The organism is Pseudomonas sp. PDNC002 (assembly GCF_016919445.1).
In the GTDB taxonomy this organism is placed as follows: domain Bacteria; phylum Pseudomonadota; class Gammaproteobacteria; order Pseudomonadales; family Pseudomonadaceae; genus Pseudomonas.
In genome coordinates, this window is record NZ_CP070356.1 from 3864622 (window position 1) to 3887826 (window position 23205).

A 23205-nucleotide genomic window follows, 5' to 3' on the forward strand; every position below is an offset into this window, starting at 1 on the left:
GACCAGAAGACTCTCCCACTGATGCAACGAAGAAGGAAACTCACCATGACCGCTATCGCCAAAGCCGTTCCGGGCAAGACCCTGCTGAACCCGACCGATCACACCCTGATCATGATCGACCACCAGTCGCAGATGTCCTTCGCCACCAAGTCCATCGACGCGGTGACCCTGCGTAACAACGCGGCACTGGTGGCCAAGGCCGCCAAGGAATTCAAGGTTTCCACCATCCTCACCACCGTCGCCGAGAAGAGCTTCTCCGGGCCGATCTTCGACGAGATCAAATCGGTGTTCCCGGAACACAACGTCATCGACCGCACCAGCATGAACACCTGGGAAGACCCGCGCATCGCCGTGGAAGTGAACAAATTCGGCAAGCAGAAGATCGTGCTGGCCGGACTCTGGACCTCGGTGTGCATCGTTGGCCCGGCACTCTCGGCCATCGACCAGGGCTTCGAGGTCTACGTGATCGCCGATGCCTGTGGCGACGTGTCCACCGAAGCCCATGAGATGGCCCTGCAACGCATGATCCAGCTGGGCGCACGCCCGATGACGTCGCTGCAATACCTGCTGGAACTGCAGCGCGACTGGGCCCGCGGCGAAACCTACGACCAGACCGTGAAGACCTCCATCGAACACGGTGGCGCCTATGGCCTGGGCCTGATCTACGCCAAGACCATGTTCAACGCCAGCGAAGGCCACTGATCGGTTAACCCTCCCTCGTTCCGACGAGGGAGGGAACTGCCGGAGGGAACCCCATGAGCCGCCCACTCAACCAAGAGTCCGTTACGCTGATCATCCGCCACCGTGCGCGGCCCGACAGCGTGGCCGCCTACGAAGCCATCCTGCGCGAGCTGACCCGCGCCGCCAGCGAGTTCCCCGGCCACCTGGGCGTGGATGTGATGCGCCAGGGCGACCATTTCACTTCCGTGCTGCGCTTCGCCAGCGCCAATGAACTGCAGGCTTGGCTCGACTCGCCGCAACGCCGCGAGCTGATCGAACGCGCTGACCCGCACCTGGTCGACGGCGAACAGAAGGAACTGCACAAGGCCCACGAGTTCTGGTTCACCACCCCGGACAACCCGCAGAAGCAACCGCCGCGCTGGAAGCAAGCGGCCGTTTCCTACCTGGTGATCCTGCCGCTGGTGATGCTGGTGCCGCAGCTCTGGCGCCCGCTGTTCTCCCAGGTCCCGCTGCTGGGCGGCTTCGTCCCGGCCAACATGCTCATCGTCGCGACCATCGTCCTGCTGGTGGTCTACGTTTTCATGCCACGGGCCACGCGCCTGTTCTCCGCCTGGCTCAACGCCCGCTGATCGAAAGAGGAACTTGCCCATGTACGCCGACCTGATCCTGACCAACGGCCGCTTCCACACCGTCGACCGCGAGAAACCCGAGGCCACCGCCGTGGCCATCGCCGACGGCAAGTTCATCGCCGTCGGCACCGAAGCGGAGGCCATGGCCTTGCGCGCCGGCGCCACCCGCGTCATCGACCTCAAGGGACGCACCGCGATCCCCGGCCTCAACGACTCGCACCTGCACCTGATCCGTGGCGGGCTGAACTACAACCTGGAGCTGCGCTGGGAAGGCGTGCCGTCCCTGGCCGACGCCCTGCGCATGCTCAAGGAGCAGGCGCTGCGCACGCCCTCGCCGCAATGGGTGCGCGTGGTGGGCGGCTGGAACGAATTCCAGTTCGCCGAAAAACGTATGCCGACCATCGAAGAGCTGAACCAGGCGGCGCCGGAAACACCCGTCTTCGTCCTTCACCTCTACGACCGTGCGCTGCTCAACCGCGCCGCGCTGCGCGTCGTCGGCTACACCAAGGACACCCCGAACCCGCCCGGTGGCGAGATTGTCCGCGACAGCAAGGGCGAGCCCACCGGCATGCTGGTGGCGCGACCGAACGCGATGATCCTCTACGCGACCCTGGCGAAAGGGCCGAAGCTGCCGTTCGAGTACCAGGTCAACTCCACCCGCCAGTTCATGCGCGAACTGAACCGCCTGGGCGTCACCAGCGCCATCGATGCCGGCGGTGGTTTCCAGAACTACCCGGACGATTACCAGGTGATCGAGCAGCTGGAAAAAGAAAACCAGCTCACCGTGCGCATCGCCTACAACCTGTTCACCCAGAAACCCAAGGAAGAACTGGCCGACTTCAAGAACTGGACCAGCAGCGTGAAGTACGGGCAGGGCAGCGACTTCCTGCGGCACAACGGCGCCGGCGAGATGCTGGTGTTCTCGGCGGCCGACTTCGAGGACTTCCTCGAACCGCGCCCGGACCTACCCGGCACCATGGAAGCCGAGCTGGAACCGGTGGTGCGTCACCTCGTCGAACAGCGTTGGCCGTTCCGCCTGCACGCCACCTACGACGAATCCATCTCGCGCATGCTCGACGTGTTCGAGAAGGTCAACCTGGACATTCCCTTCAACGGCCTGCATTGGTTCTTCGACCACTGCGAGACCATCTCGCCGAAGAACATCGAGCGGGTGAGGGCGCTGGGCGGCGGCATCGCCATCCAGGACCGCATGGCCTTCCAGGGTGAATACTTCGTCGACCGCTACGGCAAGCAGGCGGCCGAGGCGACCCCGCCGATCAAGCGCATGTTGGCTGAAGGCGTACCGGTCGGTGCGGGTACCGATGCCACCCGTGTCTCCAGCTACAACCCCTGGACCTCGCTGTACTGGATGGTCAGCGGCAAGACCGTCGGCGGCATGGAGCTGTACCCCGAGGGCCTGTCCCGCTCCACCGCGCTGCAGCTCTACACCCACGGCAGCGCCTGGTTCTCCAATGAACAGGGCAAGAAAGGGATGATCAAGGTCGGGCAGATGGCCGACCTGGCGGTGCTTTCGGCGGATTACTTCAGCGTGCCGGAAGACGACATCAAGGCGATCGAATCGGTGCTCACCGTGGTGGACGGCCGCGTGGTGTTCGGCAGCGGCGACTTCGAGCGGCAGGCGCCGACGGCGATTCCGGTACTGCCGGACTGGTCGCCGGTGGCCAAGGTTCCCGGCCATTGGCGGCTGCAGGGTCCGCTGCAGCAAGCGGTGCACCAGTGCGCCGGCTCCTGCGGCGTGCATGGCCACAGCCACGAGCGCGCCCGGCAATCGAGCGTGCCGGTGAGCGACTTCCAGGGATTCTGGGGTGCGTTCGGCTGTTCCTGCTTCGCCTTCTGACCTGTCTGCGCGGGCCTGCCGGCCCGCGCTTTCTTCCCGCCCGGACGGAGATACCGTCATGTATCGGCTCATGCTCCGCGCCGCGCCACTGTCTTGCTTCGCGCTGGCCTGTGCCACCGCCCAGGCGGCGTCCCACGACGGAGTGTTCGAGGGCGCCACGGTATCGCTGCTCAGCCGCAACTACTTCCTGCAGACCGACTACCGCACCCAACCATCGCCCAGCGGGCAGAGCTATCGCCAGGAGTGGGCGCAAGGTTTCATCTCCACGCTCGAATCAGGCTTTACGCCGGGAACTCTCGGCGTGGGCTTCGACGCCCACGCCTTTCTCGGCCTCAAGCTCGACAGCGGCCGTGGCCACGCCGGCACCGGCCTGTTGCCACGCAACGCCGAGGGTGAAGCGGCGGACGACTATTCCGACGCCGGTGGCGCGCTGAAACTCGACCTGTCGCAGACCACATTGAAAGTCGGCGAGATGACGGTGGAAACGCCGGTCTTCGACACCGGCGACAAGCGTCTGCAACCCGAATACGCCACCGGCGCCCTGATCGACTCCCGCGAACTGGGCGGTGTGCGTTTCCAGGCCGGGCGGTTCACGGCGTTCAAGAACCAGGATGCCAGCTCCAGCCGAGGCGACTTCGACGGATACGGAGCGACCACGCGGCACAGCGCCGTGAGCTTCGCCGGCGCCGACTTCACGCCGTCCGAGTCGCTCGGCGGGTCGCTGTTCGCCGGTCAGCTCGACGACACCTGGCGGCAGTACTACCTCAACCTGCACTACCGCCATGCCGGTCTGCTGCTGGACGGCAATCTCTACCGCACCCGCGACGAAGGCCAGGCCCGCGCCGGAGCCATCGACACCACCGCCTGGAGCCTGGCGGCGCGCTATCGGGTGGGGGCCCAGGGCTTCCTGCTCGGCTACCAGAAGATCGACGGCGACACGCCATTCGACTTCGTCGGAGGCGACTCCATCTACCTCGCCAACTCGATCAAGTACGCGGATTTCAACGGGCCCGGCGAGCACTCCTGGCAGGCCCGCTACGACTTGGACCTGGGGGTGTTCGGCGTACCGGGGCTGAGCTTCATGACCCGCTATGTGCGTGGCAGTGGCATCAACGGCAGCCATGCGCCGGCCAATGGCGCCTACGCCGGACTGCAAGGCCGGGGCGGCCGTCACTGGGAGCGGGACAGCGAGTTTCGCTATGTCTTCCAGTCCGGTCCGGCCAAGGACTTGTCGCTGTATGTGTCGCAGGTCAGCCATCGCGCCAACGCCGCACAGGGCGGCGATGACATCGACCGGCTGTACCTGATCGTCGAGTACCCGCTCAAGGGCGTGTTCTAGTCAGGCTTGCAGCGGCCGATGTCGCGGCCAGCCAGGTTCTCGCCGCTGAACTGCGCCGCGTCCTGATCGAAGATCGCGCGAAGCCAGTCACTCACCGCCTGGAAGCGCCCGATACGCCCCGCGTCGCGGTGGCTGAGCAGCCAGATTTCCCGCGCCACCACCGGGCCGGTCAGGCGTACCAATCCATTGCGTTCGCCGAGGATGCACGGCAGCAGTGCCATGCCCAGGCCGGTTTCGCAGGCGTGGGTGAGGGTGGTCACGCTGCTGGCGCGCAGGGCAAAGCTGGCGTCAGGGGCGAAGGTGCGCAGCCACTGCATTTCCGGGGTGTCGTCCAGCTCTTCGCCATAGGCCAGCCAGGGCTGCTGCGGCCAGTCCTGCGGCGGCAGTTGAGCGAAGGCGGTGGCGGCATAGACCGCGAAACCGATATCGGCCACCTTGCGGGCCACCAGTGCGGCGTCTTCCTGGGGGCGCGCAAGGCGCAGGGCGAAGTCGGCCTCGCGGCGGGTGAAGGACAACGAACGGTTGGCCGGAATCAATTGCAGCTGCAGGTTCGGATAGGTGCGCGACAACTGCGGCATGTGCTGCACCAGCCAGTGGCTGAAGAGGAAATCGATCGACGTCAGGCGCACCGAGCCGGTGATGGCGCTGGCTTCGTTGCGGGTCTCCAGCAACATGCTCTGCACGTCGCCGAGGATGCGCTCGCCATAGGCGAGGAACGCCTCGCCGGCATCGGTGGCCTTGTAGCCGGCGTTGTCGCGGATGAACAGGCGGGTCTGCAAGGCGCTTTCGGCGGCCACCAGGCGCCGGCTCATGGTCGAGGGGTCGACGCCCAGCGCGCGGCCGGCGGCGCTCATGCTGCCGTGGCGGGCCAGCGCGAGGAGGATCGGGATGTCGTTCCAGTCGAAGTTCACGGCGATCTCCCTGCGGCGATCAGAAGCGCACGTCGGTGGCTGCGACGACTGTCGCGCGCTGGCCGAAACTGCTGATGCTGCCCAGCACCGCATTGTGGTGGGCGGTGATCTGCGCGGCGCTCAGCACGGCGTTGTCCACGGTGGAGTGCGCATCGCCCACCAGCGTGACCGCATAACCCTGGGCCAGGGCGCGGCGGGTGGTGGTGTCGACGCAGTAGTCGCTCTGCAGCCCGCAGATCACCAGGTGGTCGACGCCGCGCGCCTGCAGCAGCTCGCCCAGCTCGGTACGCAGGAAGGAATCCGGCGTGGTCTTGCGTACCTTGAGGTCGCTGGTTTCGGCCAGCAGGCGCGACTCCAGCTGCCAGCCCGCGCTGCCATACGGCAGGTCGTCGTCCTCGTGCTGTACAAGTACCACCGGTACGCCCGCCTGGCGCGCCGCGCGGCTCATGCCGTTGATGCGCTGCAGGACGTTGTCGATATCGAAGCAGGCGGAGTTGCCGGAACACAGGTCGGACTGGACGTCGATGATCAGCAGGGCGGTGCTCATGGTGGGAAAATTCCGGAAACTCAGTGGAGCGGGGAATGGTAGCTGCCCGGATGCGCCGGGCCAATCTCGTCCGCACGTTGCGCTGAGCCTGCGCCCGAGCCGCTTGCGCGCCGCGCGGGCGATCAGTCGCCCTGGCGGCCCAGCATGCCGTTGACCTTGTCGCGCAACGCGTCGATGGAGAAGGGCTTGGCGATCATCGACATGCGCGTGGCCAGTTCGCTGCCGTCGATGTGCACGATCTCGGCGAAGCCGGTGGCGAACAGGATGGGCAGCTCGGGGCGCACCTGGCGCGCGGCTTGCGCCAATTCCTCGCCGTTCATCCCCGGCAGGCCCACGTCGGTGAGCAGCAGGTCGATGCGCGTTTCGCCCTGCAGGACCGGCAGCGCCTGCTCGGCATCCTCGGCCTGCAGCACCTGGTAGCCGATCTCCTCCAGCACTTCCACGGTGAGCATGCGCACCAGGTCATTGTCCTCGACCACCAGCACGCAGAGTTGCTGGTTGGCCGTTTGGTTGGGGGTGACGGGAATGTCGGGGATGCTGACCACGGAGCTGCCTCTCGGGAAATAGAGTGTGACGCAGGTGCCCTGGCCGGGCTGGCTGCGCAGGCGGATGTGTCCGCCGGATTGTTTGATGAAACCGTAGACCATCGACAGGCCCAGGCCGCTGTTGGGGCCGATGCCCTTGGTGGTGAAGAACGGGTCGAAGACGTGGGCCAGCGTCGCTTCGCTCATGCCCTGGCCGTTGTCCTGCACGCTGAGGGCGAGGTAGTCGCCGGCCGGTAGATCGCTGTCGCCGCTGACGATCTCCTGGGTGCGCAGGGTGATTTCCAGGGTGCCGCCCGAGGGCATGGCGTCTCGCGCATTGTCCACCAGGTGCTGCAGGGTCTTGTGCAACTGGTCGCGGTCGCTGATGACGCTGTCGGCGGCATCGGTGTCGAGGGTCAGCTCGACTCCCGGTCCGGCCCGCTCGCTCAGTTCGGCCTGCCAGGCGTGCAACTGTTGGTCGAGCGCCACGGGGTGCATCGCCAGCGCCTGGCGGCGGGCGAAGGCGAGCAGGTTGTGGGTCAGTTCGGCGGCGCGCTCGGTGGCCTGGGTGGCGGCGTGGAGAATGTGGTTGATCTCCGGCTGGGCGTTGGCCGGCGCGCGGCGGGTGATCAGGTCGAGGCTGAAACGGATGCTGGCCAGCAGGTTGTTGAAGTCATGGGCGATGCCGCCGGTGAGCTGGCCGACCGCTTCCATGCGCTGGGCGCTCAGCAGCGCCAGTTGCGCCTGTTTCAGCAGTTCGGCGCTGCGCTTCTGCTCGGTGATGTCGCGCCCGCAGCCGTAGATCAGGCCGTTGTCCTCGCTGGCGTGCCAGGACACCCAGCGGTAGCTGCCGTCGGCGTGGCGCAAGCGGTTCTCGAAATGCTGCAGGCGCTCGCCACGGGACAGGACGGCGCGCATGTCGATACTGGCGGGCAGGTCGTCCGGGTGCACCAGTGACTCGCTGCTGCTTCCGCTCAGTTGCTGCTCTGTCCAGCCCAGGAGGCTGGTCCAGGCGGGGTTGACGCTGCGCAGGACGCCCTGGTGGTCGAGCACACACAGCAGGTCCTGGCTCATGGCCCAGACGCGGTCGCGCTCCAGGGTACGTTGCCGGGCATCCTCCTGGACCGCCTCCTGGACCTGCCGCTCTTGCGAGCGCTGGGTGGCCGCGGCCAGGGCGCTGCCGAGCAGGGCGGCCAGTTCGTTGAAGAACTCGGCGTAGTGTTCGTCCAGGCGGCGCCGCGGACTGATGCCGAATACCGCGAGGCTGTCGGCATAGCCCGTCAGTGGCGTGGCGTAGGTGCTGTCGAGGGCCTCCGGCCAGGGCGCGAAAGCGCGGACGTGCTGGCTACCCAGGGGCGACTGATGCGCATGATTGAGGCCGCTGAACAGGTGCAGCGGATCGTCGTCCACCGTCAGTTGCGCCGGGGCGAAACGGTCGCGGGCGTCGGTCCCGCTGGCGCCGAGCAGGGTGCCGGCGTGGTAGATCAGGCAGAAGGGCACGTCATGGGCGGCATCGGCGAGCAGCGCGATTGCCTGGGTGCAGATCTGCTTGCTGTCGTCGACGTGCCCCAGGCGCTCGGCCAGGCGCGTGAGCAGGCGCTGGCGGCGCTGCTGGATGACGGTGCCGGTGGTTTCCACCGCCGTATTGAACAGGCCGACGGGTTTGCCGTCCTGGCCGAAGATCGGGCTGACGTTGTAGGTGAAGTAGGCTTCTTCGACATAGCCGAAGCGCACCATGGGCAGCAGGCGATCTTCCTCGTGGGCGGCCACGCCGGTCTGCAGGATGCCGTTGTACATGGGGTCGAGGATCGACCAGATGTCCGACCAGGCCTCGCGCGCCGGCTGGCCCAGGCAGCCGGGATGCTTGTCGCCGGGAATCGCACTCCAGGCGTCGTTGTACAGCAGAATGAATTCCGGGCCCCAGTAGATGCATACCGGCAGGCGCGAATTGAGGCCGACTTCGAGGATGCCCTTGAGCGTGGCCGGCCATTGCTCCATGGGACCGAGGGGTGAAGCCGCCCAGTCATGCTGGCGAATCAACGGTGCCATGGCGCTACTGCTGTTGAGGAACTCGCCCTGGCCCGGTTCGGGCGATGCGACGGTTTCCCCTGGAAGTGTTGGCATCTGCAGATCCTGCGATTGATCAGTCCGACGGTTGATCATGGTCCCTATCGGACGTTGGATCGTGCCCGTCGGCAGAAGATTCCACTTATTTCTATCGATAGTCGCGAATATTTCGAACGACCCGCAGGAGCGGGTGTCAATTCGCCAGCCTGTGTCTAGCCTACATTAATCTCTGTAGTATTCAGAAAGATCTCACAATAACTTCAAACACTTACCTGCAATTTGGCGGATTTTTCCTTCAAATCAGCAGGGATAGCCACCAGGAATTCAGTGATGAATCAGAAGGCCCTCGCCGACGAAAGCGCTTTCCGCCGCATCCTTGCGCGCAACATGGCGTTGCCGCTGGGTATCTGTCTGCTGGGCGCGGTGCTGTTCATCGGCCTGATTCTCTACATGCTCGACGTGCTGGGCTGGGTCGAGCACACCGACCGGGTGATTTCCAGCGCCAACGAGATGCAGCGCCTGAGCGTCGACCAGGAAAGCGGCCTGCGGGGCTTCCTGATCACCGCTGATCCGCGCTTCCTCGAACCCTTGGAACAGGCCCGGCCGCGCATCAATGCCGGGCTGAAGAGCCTTGCCCAACTGGTGGCGGACAACCCGCCGCAAGTGGAGCGGGTGCAACGCCTGAGTGCGATGCAGGACGAGTGGATGACCTTCGCCCAGGAGATGATCCAGCTGCGTCGCAACGGTCAGGAAACCACCGATGCGATCAGGTCCGGACGGGGCAAGAGCATGATGGACGCCATCCGCGCCCAGTACGCCTCGCTGATCAATACCGAGCAGCAGCTGCGCCACGACCGCAACCAGTTCGCCTCGAGCCTGTCCACCGGCGTGGTGATCCTTTACCTGGTCTTCAGCATCGTGGTTGGCGCTTTGCTGGCCTATTTCGGCCGCCGCCAGTTGCTGAGCCTTTCCGAGTCCTACGGCGAATCCCTGCGCCGCCAGGTGCTGCATAACGAGCAATTGCAGCAGCAGGCGTGGCTGCGCGACGGCCAGAGCCGCCTGGGTGACCAGTTGATCGGCCAGCAGTCGCTGCCGCTGCTGGGGCGCAGCCTGATGGAATTCCTCGGGGACTTCGTCGGCTCGCCCATCGGCGCGCTGTACGTTCGCGACGATCACGGTGGCCTGCTGCGTGGCGCCACCTATGGATTCGCCCGGGAAGATGGCGGCGAGGAGTACTTCGCCGCCGATGAAAGCCTGATCGCCCAGGCCGCGCGGCAACGCAAGCTGCGCGTGCTGGAGGGCTTGCCGGCGGATTACCTGAAGGTCAACTCGGCGCTGGGCAATGGCTCGCCGGTGAGCGTGGCGCTGCTGCCGCTGCTCAGCGAAGGCGGCGTGGTGGGTGTGCTGGAGCTGGGTTTCCTACGCTCGCTGAGCGAGCGCGAGCAGGCGTTCCTACAGGGTGTCTCGGAAACCTTGGGCAGCGCCGTCGCCGCCGCCCTGCATCGCCAGCGCCAGCAGGACCTGCTGGCCGAGACCCAGCAGCTCAACGAGGAGCTGCAGGTCCAGCAGGAAGAGCTGAAGACCGCCAACGAGGAGCTCGAAGAGCAGTCGCGGGTGCTCAAGGAGTCCCAGGCGCATCTCGAGGCCCAGCAGGCGGAACTGGAGCAGACCAATGAGCGCCTGGCCGAGCAGACCCAGGAGCTGGCCGCCCAGCGCGACGACCTGGACACCAAGAACACCGAATTGAACCAGGCTCGCCTGGACCTGCAGGGCCGCGCCGACGAGCTGCAGCGCGCCAGCCGCTACAAGTCCGAGTTCCTTGCCAACATGTCCCACGAGCTGCGCACGCCGCTCAACAGTTCGCTGATCCTGGCGCGCCTGCTGGCGGACAATGAGCAGGGCAATCTGGACGACGAGCAGGTGAAGTTCGCCGAGTCGATCTATGGCGCCGGCAATGACCTGCTCAACCTGATCAACGACATCCTCGACATCTCCAAGGTCGAGGCCGGCAAGCTGGAAGTGCGCCCGGAAAACGCCAGCGTGCGGCGCCTGGTGGAGGCTGTGGAAGGGCTGTTCCGTCCACAGGCCGACGACAAGGGGCTGAGCTTCGTCGCCGAAGTGGCCGAGGATGCGCCGGCCATGCTGTTCAGCGACCGCCAGCGGGTCGAGCAGATCCTCAAGAACCTGCTGTCCAACGCCTTCAAGTTCACCGATGCCGGCGAGGTTTCCCTGCGCGTGAGCGCAGCGCCCGAAGGGCTGCGCTTCGACGTGCGTGACAGCGGCATCGGTATCGCCGAGGACCAGCTGCAACGTATCTTCGAGGCGTTCCAGCAGGCCGACGGCGCCACCAATCGCCGTTACGGCGGCACCGGCCTGGGGCTGTCGATCTCCCGCGACCTGGCGCATTTGCTGGGCGGCAGCATCATCGTCAGCAGCCAGCCGGGCAAAGGCAGCGTGTTCAGCCTGCTGCTGCCGCTGAACTACGAGGCGCCCGCCGAGGTAGAGTCGCCCAGCGCGCCGGCGCCGCTCGCGGCGGTCGCTCCGGCTCCCGTTCAGGTGCTCGAACCGATGGTGCGCGCCCCGGTGGCTGCGACCTTCGCCGACGATCGCGAACAGGCCAGCGTCGGTCAGCGCTGCGTGCTGGTGGTGGAAGACGAGCCGAAATTCGCCCGCATCCTCTACGACCTGGCCCATGAGCTGGGTTACCGCTGCCTGGTGGCGATGGGCGCGGAGGAGGGCTTGCGCCTGGCCGACCAGCACGCTCCCGACGCCATCCTGCTGGACATGCACCTGCCCGACGAATCCGGTCTCGCCGTACTGCAACGGCTGAAAGCCAACCCGCGCACCCGCCATGTGCCGGTGCACGTCGTCTCGGTGGAAGACCGTAGCGAAGCGGCCCTGCACCTGGGCGCCATCGGCTACGCGCTCAAGCCCACCTCCCGCGAGCAACTGCGCGAGGTGTTCGGCAAGCTGGAGGCCAAGCTGACCCAGGAGGTCAAGCGCATCCTGCTGGTGGAGGACGACCCGCTGCAGCGCGACAGCGTTTCGCGCCTGATCGGCGACGACGACATCGAGATCACCGCGGTGGAGCAGGGCGAGCAGGCCCTGGAGCTGCTGCGCAAGAACATCTACGACTGCATGATCATCGACCTCAAGCTGCCGGACATGCAGGGCAACGAGCTGCTGCGGCGCATGGGCGAGGAAGAAATCTGCTCGTTCCCGCCGGTGATCGTCTACACCGGGCGCAACCTGACCCGCGACGAGGAAGCCGAGCTGCTCAAGTATTCGCGCTCGATCATCATCAAGGGGGCGCGCTCGCCGGAGCGCCTGCTGGACGAAGTCACGCTGTTCCTGCACAAGGTCGAGTCGCAGCTTTCCAGCGAGCGCCAGCGCATGCTGCGTACCTCGCGCAACCGCGACCGGGCGTTCGAGGAGCGGCGCATCCTGCTGGTGGACGACGACGTGCGCAACATCTTCGCCCTGACCAGCGCCCTGGAGCACAAGGGCGCGCGGGTGGAAGTGGCGCGCAACGGCCGCGAAGCCATCGAGAAGCTCAACCAGGTGGGCGACATCGACCTGGTGCTGATGGACGTGATGATGCCGGAGATGGACGGCTACGAAGCCACGCGCCTGATCCGCCAGGACGCGCGCTGGAAGAAATTGCCCATTCTTGCGGTCACCGCCAAGGCGATGAAGGACGACCACGAGCTGTGCCTGCGCGCCGGCGCCAACGACTACCTGGCCAAGCCCATCGACCTGGACCGCCTGTTCTCCCTGATCCGTGTATGGCTACCCAAGCTGGAGCGCATCTGACATGCCTGATCGCAGCCAGGATATCGAGCTGCGCCTCCTCATCGAGGCGATCTACCTGAAGTACAGCTACGACTTCCGGGACTACTCCGGCACGTCGCTCAAACGCCGCGTGCTGCATGCCACCCAGCTGTTCGAGTGCCGCAGTATCTCGGCCCTGCAGGAGCGCATCCTGCACGACCCCCATGCGTTCCACGAACTGCTGCAGTACCTCACCATTTCGGTGAGCGAGATGTTCCGCGACCCGTCCTACTTCCTCGCGCTGCGCCAGGAAGTGGTACCGCTGCTGCGCACCTACCCGTCGTTGCGTATCTGGGTGGCGGGCTGCAGTACCGGTGAGGAAGTGCATTCGCTGGCCATCCTGCTGCACGAGGAAGGTCTGCTGGAGCGCACGCTGATCTATGCCACCGACATCAATCCGCGCTCGCTGGAGCAGGCGCAGCGCGGCATCTACGCGGCGGAGGACCTGGCCCAGGCCAGCGAGAACTACCGCGCCGCCGGCGGCAAGGGCTCGCTCTCGGACTACTACACGGCCGCCTACGACGGTGCGCTGTTCGACAAGATGCTGCGGCAGAACGTGACCTTCGCCGACCACAGCCTGGCCACCGACAGCGTGTTCTCCGAGACGCACCTGGTGTCCTGCCGCAACGTGCTGATCTACTTCAACCGCCAGTTGCAGAACCGCGCCATCGGCCTGTTCCACGAGTCGCTCTGCCACCGCGGCTTCCTCGGCCTGGGTAGCAAGGAAAGCCTGGACTTCACCGACTTCGCCTCCGAGTTCGAGGTGGTGAACCGCCGCGAACGGGTGTTCCGCAAGCGATGAGCGCGCCGCGCGAGGTCCGGGCCGTGGTCATTGGCGCTTCCGCAGGTGGCGTGGATGCGCTGTTCCAGCTGTTCACCGGGCTGCCGGCGAACTTCTCGTTGCCGCTGGTGGCAGTGCTGCACCTGCCCGAAGACCACGAGAGCCAGTTGGTCGACCTGTTCGCCCGGCGCCTGGCAATCCCGGTGCAGGAAGCCCGCGACAAGGCACCGGTGGAGGCGGGCACGCTGTACTTCGCCAGTGCCGGCTATCACCTGTCCATCGAGCGCGACCACACCTTCGCCCTGAGTCGCGAGGCGCCTCGCAATTTCTCCCGGCCCTCCATCGATATCCTCTTCGATTCGGCGGCGGATGCTTATCGCGAGGGGCTTGCCGGCATCCTGCTCACCGGCGCCAACCAGGATGGCGCCGAAGGGCTGGCGCATATCCATCGCCTGGGTGGCCTCAGCATCGTTCAGGACCCGACCGATGCCGCCGTGTCCACCATGCCGGAGGCGGCGATCGCATTGCACGCTCCGGACTACATTCTTCCCCTGCGCGAGATTCACGCGCTCCTGACCCGACTGGACCCTCAACATGTTGCGTAACCAGGGAAGCAAGCTGCTGATCGTCGACGACCTGCCGGAGAACCTGCTGGCGCTCGAGGCGTTGATCAAGGGAGAGGGGCGCGAGGTGTTCAAGGCATCCTCGGCGGACGAGGCGCTGTCGCTGCTGCTGGAGCACGACTTCGCCCTCGCCATCCTCGACGTGCAGATGCCGGGCATGGACGGCTTCGGCCTGGCCGAGCTGATGCGCGGCACCGAGCGCACCAAGAACATTCCCATCGTCTTCGTCACCGCCGCCGGACGTGAGCTGAACTATGCGTTCAAAGGCTACGAAAGCGGCGCGGTGGACTTTCTCTACAAGCCGCTGGACAACCATGCGGTGCGCAGCAAGGTCAGCGTGTTCGTCGACCTCTATCGCCAGCGCAAGGTGCTCGACCATCACGTCGAGGCGCTGGAGCGCAGCCGGGCGGAACAGGACGCGCTGCTCGCGGAGCTGCGCGAGACCCAGGTGGAGCTGCAGCGCGCGGTGAAGATGCGCGACGACTTCATGTCCATCGTTTCCCACGAGCTGCGCACGCCGCTCAACGGCCTGATGCTCGATACCCAATTGCGCCGGTTGCACCTGGCCAAGGGCAAGCTGGAAAACTTCGCGGCAGAGCGCCTGGGTGTGCTGTTCGAGCGCGACGAGCGCCAGCTCACGGGCCTGACGCGGCTGATCGAGGACATGCTCGATGTCTCGCGCATTCGCACCGGCAAGCTGTCGATTCGCCCGGAGCCCACCAATCTCGCGGATATCGCGCGCCGCGTGCTGGGCAACTTCGCGGTGCAGGCCCAGGCCGTGGGTTGCGAATTGAGCCTGGACGCGCCCGACGCGGTGGACGGCGTGTGGGATGCGTATCGCGTCGAGCAGGTGATCAGCAATCTGCTCAGCAATGCCCTGCGCTACGGACCCGGTCAGCCGGTAGCGGTAAGCGTCGCGGCCCACGAAGGCCAGGCGCGGTTGTGCGTGCGCGACCATGGCAATGGCATCGGTTCCGAGGAGCAGCGCCGCATCTTCCAGCAGTTCGAGCGTGGCACCGGTGCAACCCGCATCGCCGGGCTGGGGTTGGGGCTGTTCATCTCCGAGCAGATCGTCCAGGCCCACGGCGGGCGCATCGAGGTGCGCAGCGAGCCGGGGCAGGGCGCGGAGTTCTGCGTCTACCTGCCGTTGGATTGATCCGGCGCGGACTCTCCCCGGAGGAGCAACCGTCTTCTTCCGGGAAGTCCGTACCGATGCATTCCCCTCACCCCAGCCCTCTCCCTCAGGAGAGGGGGCGGCCCGAGCCGACTGGCGCCGAGGGCCCCTCCTGCACCGCACAGTCCCCTCTCCCCCCGGGAGAGGGTTAGGGTGAGGGGCAGTTGATCTTCACAGGGCCGCCCCCTGTCCGCGTTGTCCACCCGCCGCTCCCACACCTGGTCGGCCATCTGCGCAGTGGGTTGCACCTTTTCCACCCCTGGCACGAACACTGCTTTCCTCCTGCCGTCCGGCCGACCCTTGCGGGTTGCAGTCGGGCGAGCCCGTGGCCGTGCTCCGTTTGGTAGCGCCGTGTGGGGGAAATGTCACCGGTTGCACCGAATTTGCGCGTACGACCAAAGGCTTGTTTTTATTGGGTTGCACCTGGTTGCGCCTTGCAATTCGGCGGTATAACCTTGCGCCGTTTTCAGGCACACCTTCTAACAACAGGAAGCCCCATGGCCACCACCACCCTTGGCGTGAAGCTCGACGACGCCACCCGCGAGCGTCTCAAGCTGGCTGCCCAGCAACTCGACCGTACCCCGCACTGGCTGATCAAGCAGGCCATCTTCTCCTACCTGGAGCAGGTGGAAGGCGGTCTCACTCCGGCGGAGCAGTCCGGTCTGGCCGCGGCCGCGGGCGAAGAGTCGCTGGATTCGCTGAACGACCAAGGGTTGCAGGTCTTCCTCGATTTCGCCGAAAGCATCCTGCCGCAGTCGGTACTGCGCGCGGCCATCACCGCCGCCTACCGCCGCCCGGAAACCGAAGCGTTGCCGATGCTGCTGGACCTCGCCCGCCTGCCGAAAGAGCAGGCCTCCGCCGCCAACAAGATGGCGCTGGGCATCGCCGAGAAGCTGCGCAACCAGAAGAACGCCGGCGGCCGCCAGGGCCTGGTGCAGGGCCTGCTGCAGGAGTTTTCCCTGTCGTCCCAGGAAGGCGTGGCGCTGATGTGCCTGGCCGAAGCGCTGCTGCGCATCCCGGACAAGGCCACCCGTGATGCACTGATCCGCGACAAGATCAGCAACGGCAACTGGAGCCAGCACCTGGGCCAGAGCCCGTCGATGTTCGTCAACGCCGCCTCCTGGGGCCTGCTGATCACCGGCAAGCTGGTCTCGACCCACACCGAGACCGGCATGTCCTCGGCGCTCAACCGCATCATCGGCAAGTCCGGCGAGCCGCTGATCCGCAAGGGCGTGGACATGGCCATGCGCCTGATGGGCGAGCAGTTCGTCACCGGCGAGACCATCGCCGAGGCGCTCGCCAACGCGGCCAACATGGAATCCAAGGGCTTCCGCTACTCCTACGACATGCTCGGCGAAGCCGCGCTGACCGAGGAAGACGCCCGCCACTACCTGGCGTCCTACGAGCAGGCCATCCATGCCATCGGCAAGGCCTCCCACGGCCGTGGCATCTACGAAGGCCCGGGCATCTCGATCAAGCTCTCCGCCTTGCACCCGCGCTACAGCCGCGCCCAGTACGACCGCGTGATGGACGAGCTGTATCCGACCGTGCTCGGCCTGGTGAAGATGGCCCGCGACTACGACATCGGCATCAACATCGACGCCGAGGAAGCCGACCGCCTGGAAATCTCCCTCGACCTGCTCGAGCGCCTGTGCTTCGAGCCGTCGCTGGCGGGCTGGAATGGCATCGGCTTCGTCATCCAGGCCTACCAGAAGCGCTGCCCGTACGTGATCGACTACGTCATCGACCTGGCCAAGCGCAGCCGCCACCGCCTGATGATCCGCCTGGTGAAGGGCGCCTACTGGGACAGCGAGATCAAGCTGGCCCAGGTCAACGGCCTGGAAGGCTACCCGGTCTACACCCGCAAGCCCTACACCGACGTTTCCTACCTGGCCTGTGCGCGCAAGCTGCTGGCCGTGCCGGAAGCCATCTACCCGCAGTTCGCCACCCACAACGCCCACTCGCTGTCGGCCATCTACCAACTCGCCGGGCAGAACTACTACCCGGGCCAGTACGAGTTCCAGTGCCTGCACGGCATGGGCGAGCCGCTGTACGAGCAGGTCGTGGGCAAGATTGCCGACGGCAAGTTCAACCGCCCGTGCCGCATCTACGCACCGGTGGGCAGCCACGAAACGCTGCTGGCGTACCTGGTGCGCCGCCTGCTGGAAAACGGTGCCAACACCTCTTTCGTCAACCGCATTGCCGACCACAGCATTTCGCTGAAGGACCTGGTGCTGGACCCGGTGCTGCAGGTCGAGCAGATGGCCGCGCAGGAAGGCACCCTGGGCCTGCCGCACCCGCGCATTCCGCTGCCGCGCGATCTTTATGGCGATGCCCGACTGAACTCCGCCGGCATCGACCTGGCCAACGAACACCGCCTGGGTTCGCTGTCCTCGGCGCTGCTGTCGAGCACCAACCACGCCTACGTCGCCGAGCCGATCCTCGGCCTGGCCGACGCGGCGCCGGGTGAGGCGCAACCGGTGCGCAACCCGGCCGACCTGCGCGACGTCGTGGGCCACGTGCGTGAAGCCAGCGAAGCCGACGTGAACAACGCCATCCTCGGTGCGCTCTCCAGCGCGCAGATCTGGCAATCGACCCAGCCGTCCGAACGCGGCGCCATCCTGATGCGCGCCGCCGACCTGATGGAAGCTGAGATCCAGTCGCTGATGGGCGTGCTGGTGCGCGAATCGGGCAAGACCTTCGCCAACGCCATCGCCGAAGTGCGCGAGGCCGTGGACTTCCTGCGCTACTACGGCGCCCAGGCCAGCACCCACTTCGCCAACGACAGCCACCGCCCGCTGGGCCCGGTGGTCTGCATCAGCCCGTGGAACTTCCCGCTGGCGATCTTCAGCGGCCAGGTGGCCGCCGCTTTGGCCGCCGGCAACACCGTGCTGGCCAAGCCCGCCGAGCAGACCCCGCTGATCGCCGCGCAAGCCGTGCGCATCCTGCTGGAAGCCGGCGTGCCGGCTGGTGCCGTGCAATTGCTGCCGGGCCGTGGTGAAACCGTCGGTGCCCGTCTGGTGGGCGACGAGCGCGTGCGTGGCGTGATGTTCACCGGCTCCACCGAAGTGGCCGGCATCCTCCAGCGCAACATCGCCGGCCGTCTCGACGCCCAGGGCCGCACCATCCCGCTGATCGCCGAAACCGGCGGCCTCAACGCCATGATCGTCGACTCCTCGGCGCTGGCCGAGCAGGTGGTGGTAGACGTGGTCAACTCCGCCTTCGATAGCGCCGGCCAGCGCTGCTCCGCGCTGCGTGTACTGTGCGTGCAGGAAGACGCCGCCGACCGCGTGATCGCCATGCTCAAGGGCGCCATGGCCGAGTACCGCGTCGGTGCGCCGGAGCGCCTGCATACCGACATCGGCCCGGTGATCGACGAGGAAGCCAAGGGCAATATCGACAAGCACATCCAGGTGATGCGCGACAAAGGCCGCAAGGTATTCCAGAGCGCCCGCGTGGACGCCGAGGAAATCAAGCGCGGCACCTTCGTCGTACCGACCCTGATCGAGCTGGACAGCTTCAGCGAGCTCAAGCGCGAAATCTTCGGCCCGGTGCTGCACGTGGTGCGTTACGAGCGTGCCGAGCTGGACCAGCTGCTCGCGCAGATCAACGAATCCGGTTACGGCCTGACCCTCGGCGTGCACACCCGCATCGACGAGACCATCGCCCAGGTGGTTGGCACCGCCCACGTCGGCAACCTCTACGTCAACCGTAACGTGGTTGGCGCCGTGGTCGGCGTGCAGCCTTTCGGTGGCGAAGGCCTGTCCGGCACCGGCCCGAAGGCTGGCGGCCCGCTGTACCTGTACCGCCTGCTCTCGACCCGCCCGCAGGAGGCGGTGGCCAACCAGCTCAAGGGCGACGGCGCGCAGGCGCTGCCGCGTCCGAAGGATGCCGAGAAGGCCGTGGAAGCACTCGCTCAGTGGGCGCAGAAGGACACCGCCCTGGCGGCGCAACTGGCCGGCTACGTCGCGCTGTCGCAGAGCTTCACCCAGCAGGTGCTGACCGGCCCGACCGGCGAGCGCAACAGCTACACCCTGCTGCCGCGCGAGCACGTGCTGTGCCTGGCGGAAGACCGCGCCGACCTGCTCGCGCAACTGGCCGCCGTGCTCGCGGTGGGCAGCCGTGCGCTGGTCGCCGAGTCCAACGCCGCCCTGGTGAAGGAGCTGCCGAAGGAAGTCGCCCAGCGCATCGAACTGGTCGCTGACTGGAGCACCACCGACAAGGCCTTCGACGCCATCCTGCACCACGGCGATTCCGACCAGCTGCGTGCGGTCTGCGAGCTGGCCAGTCAGCGCAAGGGCGCCATCGTTGGCGTCACCGGGCTGAATCGCGGGGAAACCGATATCCCGCTGGAACGCCTGCTGATCGAGCGTGCCTTGAGCGTCAACACCGCTGCCGCCGGCGGCAACGCCAGCCTGATGACCATCGGCTGACGTCCGGCCGCGGGAACCCATCCCGCGGCTTCAACCTTCGGCCGTCAACCGCGGCCGGAGGTCGGCACCTCACTTCCTCGGAGCCATCCTCCCCGAGGTGCCATCCTACTCCCTCGCGTCCATGACGCCTGGACGGGGCTATCCGCCCCGTCCACTTCCTTCCTGCGTCAATCCGCCAGCATTGCCATCGGCAACTGCCTGGCGCTTTTGTGCGTGCCTGCGCAGTAGCTCCCGTCCAGTCCTAAGGGATTTTTCGGAACCCCCATCAGAAATTCCTTAAGCCTTGTAGGACGGGCGTTTGCGCGGGAATTCGCGTGCTTGACTCGGTCTTCTCCGGCACTGCCGTCGGACGGTGACGAGGTTCATCGAAGCCCGACGGTGCAGCCAATGGTGAGCGCAGCGACCTGCGCTTTTCCCTTCCTTGCACAGAAGGATCGATCATCTTGTTGACCTGGATTGAACAGACTTTGCGCTCCTACCCGGAGCTGGCGATCTTCCTCTCGATTGGTATCGGGTACTGGGTCGGCGGCAAGAATTTCAAGGGCTTCACCCTCGGCGCCGTTACCGCGACCCTGCTTGCGGCGCTGCTGGTGGGGCAGGTGGGGATCAGCATTTCGCCCACCGTCAAAAGCGTGTTCTTCCTGATGTTCCTATTCGCCATCGGCTATGGCGTAGGACCACAGTTTGTCCGTGGCATCGCCAAGGACGGTTTGCCCCAGGCGGTGTTTGCCGTAGTCGTCTGCGTGTTGTGCCTGGCAAGCGCGATTGCCGTGGCCTGGGTGGCGAAGTTTGACCTGGGCTCGGCCATTGGCCTGTTCGCCGGTTCGCAGACCATCTCCGCGTCGATGGGGCTGGCGACCGACGCGATCAACAGGCTCGGGCTGGCTCCCGACAAGACCCAGGCACTGCTCAACGCCATGCCGGTGGCCTACGCCGTGACCTATATCTTCGGCACCATCGGTTCCGCCGTCGTGCTTGCCCTGGTCGGTCCGAAGCTGTTGGGCATCGACCTTGCCAAGGCCTGCAAGGATTACGAGCTGGAGCTGGGCGCAGGCGCCGACAGGTCCGGCGAGGGCAGTGTCTGGCATCGTTATGTCCTGCGCGCCTACCGGGTTGCCGAAGGCGGCGTGGCCGTGGGCAAGAGCGTTGCCGAGGCCGAGGCGCTGGCACACGGCAAGCGCCTGTTCATCGAGCGCCTGCGCCGCAATGGCGAACTGCGTGATGCGCTGCCCGACGAGGTGATCCAGGTCGGCGATGTGCTGGCCATCGGCGGGCACAGCGACGACATCCTGCAACTGCTCGGGCATTTCCAGAACGAGGTCGAGGACGACGAACTGCTCGATGTGCCGATCGCGGGCATCGACGTCTACGTCAGCAACCCGGCAGTGGCGGGCAAGACCCTGGAGGAGCTGGCGCAACGGCCCCGCGCGCACGGCGTGTATCTGCGCCGGATCAGGCGCGGCGCGGTCTCCACGGAGATTCCGGTGTTGCCGCGGACCGTCCTGCAGCATGGCGACGTGATCACGCTGACCGGCCTGACCAAGGACGTACAGATCGCGGCCCGCGAACTCGGCCAGGCCGACACGCCGAGCAACATGGCGGACGTCGCTTTCATTGGCGCGGCGATCTTCATTGGCGGCCTGATCGGCGCCGTGGTGCTGAAGGTCGGCGGCGTTCCCCTGACGCTCTCCACCGCTGGCGGTGCGCTGATCTCCGGCATCGTCTTCGGCTGGTTGCGCTCGATTCGCCCGACCTTCGGGCGCATCCCGGAGCCGACCGTCTGGTTCATGAACTCGGTGGGCCTGAACGTCTTCATCGCGGTGGTCGGCATCGATGCCGCCGCCGGCTTCGTCAGCGGCCTTCGCACCCTGGGCGTGAGCCTGTTCCTCTGGGGCATGCTGGCCACCACGCTGCCGCTGATCCTGTCCCTGCTGATCGGCCGCTACGTGTTCCGCTTCCATCCCGCGATCCTGTTCGGCGCGGTGGCCGGCTCGCGCACCACGACAGCGGCCCTGGGGATGATCTGCGAAGCGGCGAAAAGCAATGTGCCGGCACTGGGGTACACCGTGACCTACGCCGTCGGCAACACGCTGTTGACCATCTGGGGGATGGTCGCAGTGCTGATTCTCTCCTGACTCCAACCACCCGGCGCTGCCATCCGGGTGGCGCCCCCGACTGGAAGAACCCACATGTCCGAAAAAATGGATTACAGCCAGTACCAGTCCCTCAGCCCGTTCGAGCTGAAAGATAAACTCATCGAAGTTGCCAGCGGTCGGGAGAACCGTCTGATGCTCAACGCCGGGCGCGGCAATCCCAACTTCCTCGCCACGCTGCCGCGCGACGCGTTCTTCCACTTCGGCCTGTTCGCCAATCGCGAAGCCGAAATGAGCTTCTCCTTCCTTGGCCATGGAATCGGCGGCCTGCCGCAGATCGCCGGTATCGAGGCACGCTTCGAGCGCTTCCTGGCCGAACAGTGCCAGCAGCAGGGAGTGGGACTGCTGCGCCGAATGCTCAGCTACGTGCGCGATCAACTGGGACTGGATGCATCCGCCTTCCTGCACGAACTGGTCGAGGGAATCCTTGGCTGCAATTACCCGGTGCCGCCCCGCATGCTGAAGATCAGCGAGCAGATAGTGCGCGAGTACCTGGTCAAGGAAATGATCGGCGGGCAGGTTTCCGGCGACGCCTTCGACATCTTCGCGGTGGAGGGCGGGACGGCCGCCATGACCTACCTGTTCAACAGCTTGAAGGAGGCGCGCCTGATCAAGCGAGGCGACAAGGTCGCCATCGGCATGCCGACGTTCACGCCTTACTTCGAGATTCCGCTGCTGGACGATTATGGCCTGGAAGTGGTGTACATCGAGGCCGACCCCACGCTCAACTGGCAGTACCCGCGCCAGGAGCTGGACAAGCTGAAGGACCCGGCGATCAAGATCTTCTTCGTGGTCAATCCAAGCAACCCGCCCTCAGTACGCATTGACGACGAATCGCTGGCCTATATCGCCGGCATCGTCCGCCAGGATCGTCCCGACCTGTTCATCCTCACCGACGATGTGTACGGCACCTTCGCCGACGATTTCACCTCGCTATTCGCCACCTGCCCGCGCAACACCGCGCTGGTGTACTCGTTCTCCAAGTACTTCGGCTGCACCGGCTGGCGCCTGGGCACCATCGCCATGCACAAGGACAACATCCTCGACGAACGCATCGCCAGCTATTCCGAGGCGCTGCATGCCGAACTCAACCAGCGCTACGCATCGCTGGTCCCGGATACTCGCGGCCTGAAGTTCATTGACCGGCTGGTGGCGGATAGCCGTTCCGTCGCCCTCAATCACACCGCCGGTCTGTCCACGCCGCAGCAGGTGCAGATGGTGTTCTTCGCGCTGTTCGCGCTGATCGATGCCGCCGACGAGTACAAGACCGCGCTCAAGCACCTGCTGCGCCAGCGCCATCATGCGCTGTACCGTGAGCTGGGCGTGCCGGTGCCGACCGACCGCTTCGAGACCGAGTACTACACGCTGCTCGACTTCGAGGACATCGCCACGCGCCTCTACGGCGAGGAGTTCGGGCGCTGGATCGGCCAGCGGGTGGACGCCAATACCTTGTTGTTCCGCATTGCCGACGAAACCGGGATCGTGATGTTGCCGGCCAATGGTTTCGGTCCGCTGAAGGCCGGTGGACGTATCTCGCTGGCCAACCTCAACGAGTACCAGTATGCCCAGATCGGCAAGTCGTTGCGGGGCATCGCCGACGAGGGCTTCAAGGCTTTCAAGGCTGCGCGTTGAGGTCCGACGAGGCGCGTAATTG

General features: G+C 65.9%; 14 protein-coding genes. 11 read left to right on the plus strand and 3 right to left on the minus strand.

Annotated elements, in window-relative coordinates; all coding sequences use genetic code 11:
* Nucleotides 1-45: 45 nt before the first annotated feature.
* Genes JVX91_RS17710 through JVX91_RS17725 form a run of 4 tightly spaced genes read left to right on the plus strand, consistent with a single transcriptional unit; the run spans nt 46 to nt 4507 of the window.
* Nucleotides 46-702: a hydrolase gene (locus tag JVX91_RS17710; RefSeq protein WP_205335499.1), complete on the plus strand. Its 657-nt coding sequence runs from the start codon at nt 46-48 to the stop codon at nt 700-702.
* Nucleotides 703-755: 53 nt separating this feature from the next.
* The gene (locus tag JVX91_RS17715) at nt 756-1310 is read left to right on the plus strand and encodes an antibiotic biosynthesis monooxygenase (RefSeq protein ID WP_205335500.1); all 555 of its coding nucleotides are present in this window, start codon (nt 756-758) and stop codon (nt 1308-1310) included.
* A gap of 19 nt (nt 1311-1329) precedes the next feature.
* Nucleotides 1330-3168, plus strand: a complete 1839-nt coding sequence (locus JVX91_RS17720; RefSeq protein ID WP_205335501.1) for an amidohydrolase — start codon at nt 1330-1332, stop codon at nt 3166-3168.
* Between the two features lie 58 nt (nt 3169-3226).
* Nucleotides 3227-4507 carry an OprD family porin gene (locus JVX91_RS17725; RefSeq protein ID WP_240201615.1) on the plus strand — a complete coding sequence of 427 codons (1281 nt, stop codon included), beginning with the start codon at nt 3227-3229 and terminating at the stop codon, nt 4505-4507.
* Here the strand turns inward: JVX91_RS17725 and JVX91_RS17730 are convergent.
* The 3 genes from JVX91_RS17730 to JVX91_RS17740 form a co-directional block, all read right to left on the minus strand.
* The gene (locus JVX91_RS17730; protein WP_205335502.1) at nt 4504-5418 is read right to left on the minus strand and encodes a LysR family transcriptional regulator; all 915 of its coding nucleotides are present in this window, start codon (nt 5416-5418) and stop codon (nt 4504-4506) included. The two genes, JVX91_RS17725 and JVX91_RS17730, sit on opposite strands and share 4 nt — an antisense overlap.
* Nucleotides 5419-5437: 19 nt before the next feature.
* Nucleotides 5438-5965 carry a cysteine hydrolase family protein gene (locus JVX91_RS17735; RefSeq protein WP_205335503.1) on the minus strand — a complete coding sequence of 176 codons (528 nt, stop codon included), beginning with the start codon at nt 5963-5965 and terminating at the stop codon, nt 5438-5440.
* A 122-nt stretch (nt 5966-6087) separates the two neighbouring features.
* Nucleotides 6088-8613, minus strand: coding sequence for an ATP-binding protein (locus tag JVX91_RS17740; RefSeq protein ID WP_205335504.1), 2526 nt, complete (start codon nt 8611-8613; stop codon nt 6088-6090).
* A gap of 273 nt (nt 8614-8886) precedes the next feature.
* Here JVX91_RS17740 and JVX91_RS17745 point away from each other — a divergent pair, with 273 nt between their 5' ends.
* The 7 genes from JVX91_RS17745 (at nt 8887) to JVX91_RS17775 (ending at nt 23183) form a co-directional block, all read left to right on the plus strand.
* Entirely contained in the window at nt 8887-12369 is a 3483-nt protein-coding gene (locus tag JVX91_RS17745) for a response regulator (protein WP_205335505.1), read from the plus strand.
* A 1-nt stretch (nt 12370) separates the two neighbouring features.
* On the plus strand, nt 12371-13189 hold the full coding sequence (locus JVX91_RS17750) for a protein-glutamate O-methyltransferase CheR (protein WP_205335506.1): 819 nt from the start codon (nt 12371-12373) through the stop codon (nt 13187-13189).
* Nucleotides 13186-13773 (plus strand): chemotaxis protein CheB, encoded by a 588-nt coding sequence (locus JVX91_RS17755; RefSeq protein WP_205335507.1) that lies wholly within the window; start codon nt 13186-13188, stop codon nt 13771-13773. The genes JVX91_RS17750 and JVX91_RS17755 overlap by 4 nt, the downstream gene beginning before the upstream one ends.
* Complete coding sequence (locus JVX91_RS17760; RefSeq protein WP_205335508.1) at nt 13763-14947, plus strand: hybrid sensor histidine kinase/response regulator; 1185 nt, start codon at nt 13763-13765, stop codon at nt 14945-14947. Before JVX91_RS17755 ends, JVX91_RS17760 begins: the two co-directional genes overlap by 11 nt.
* A 515-nt stretch (nt 14948-15462) precedes the next feature.
* Nucleotides 15463-19398, plus strand: a complete 3936-nt coding sequence (gene putA, locus JVX91_RS17765; RefSeq protein WP_205335509.1) for a trifunctional transcriptional regulator/proline dehydrogenase/L-glutamate gamma-semialdehyde dehydrogenase — start codon at nt 15463-15465, stop codon at nt 19396-19398.
* Nucleotides 19399-19841: 443 nt separating this feature from the next.
* Nucleotides 19842-21533 (plus strand): aspartate-alanine antiporter, encoded by a 1692-nt coding sequence (aspT, locus tag JVX91_RS17770; RefSeq protein ID WP_205335510.1) that lies wholly within the window; start codon nt 19842-19844, stop codon nt 21531-21533.
* A gap of 54 nt (nt 21534-21587) precedes the next feature.
* The gene (locus tag JVX91_RS17775; protein WP_205335511.1) at nt 21588-23183 is read left to right on the plus strand and encodes a bifunctional aspartate transaminase/aspartate 4-decarboxylase; all 1596 of its coding nucleotides are present in this window, start codon (nt 21588-21590) and stop codon (nt 23181-23183) included.
* Nucleotides 23184-23205 lie beyond the last annotated feature (22 nt).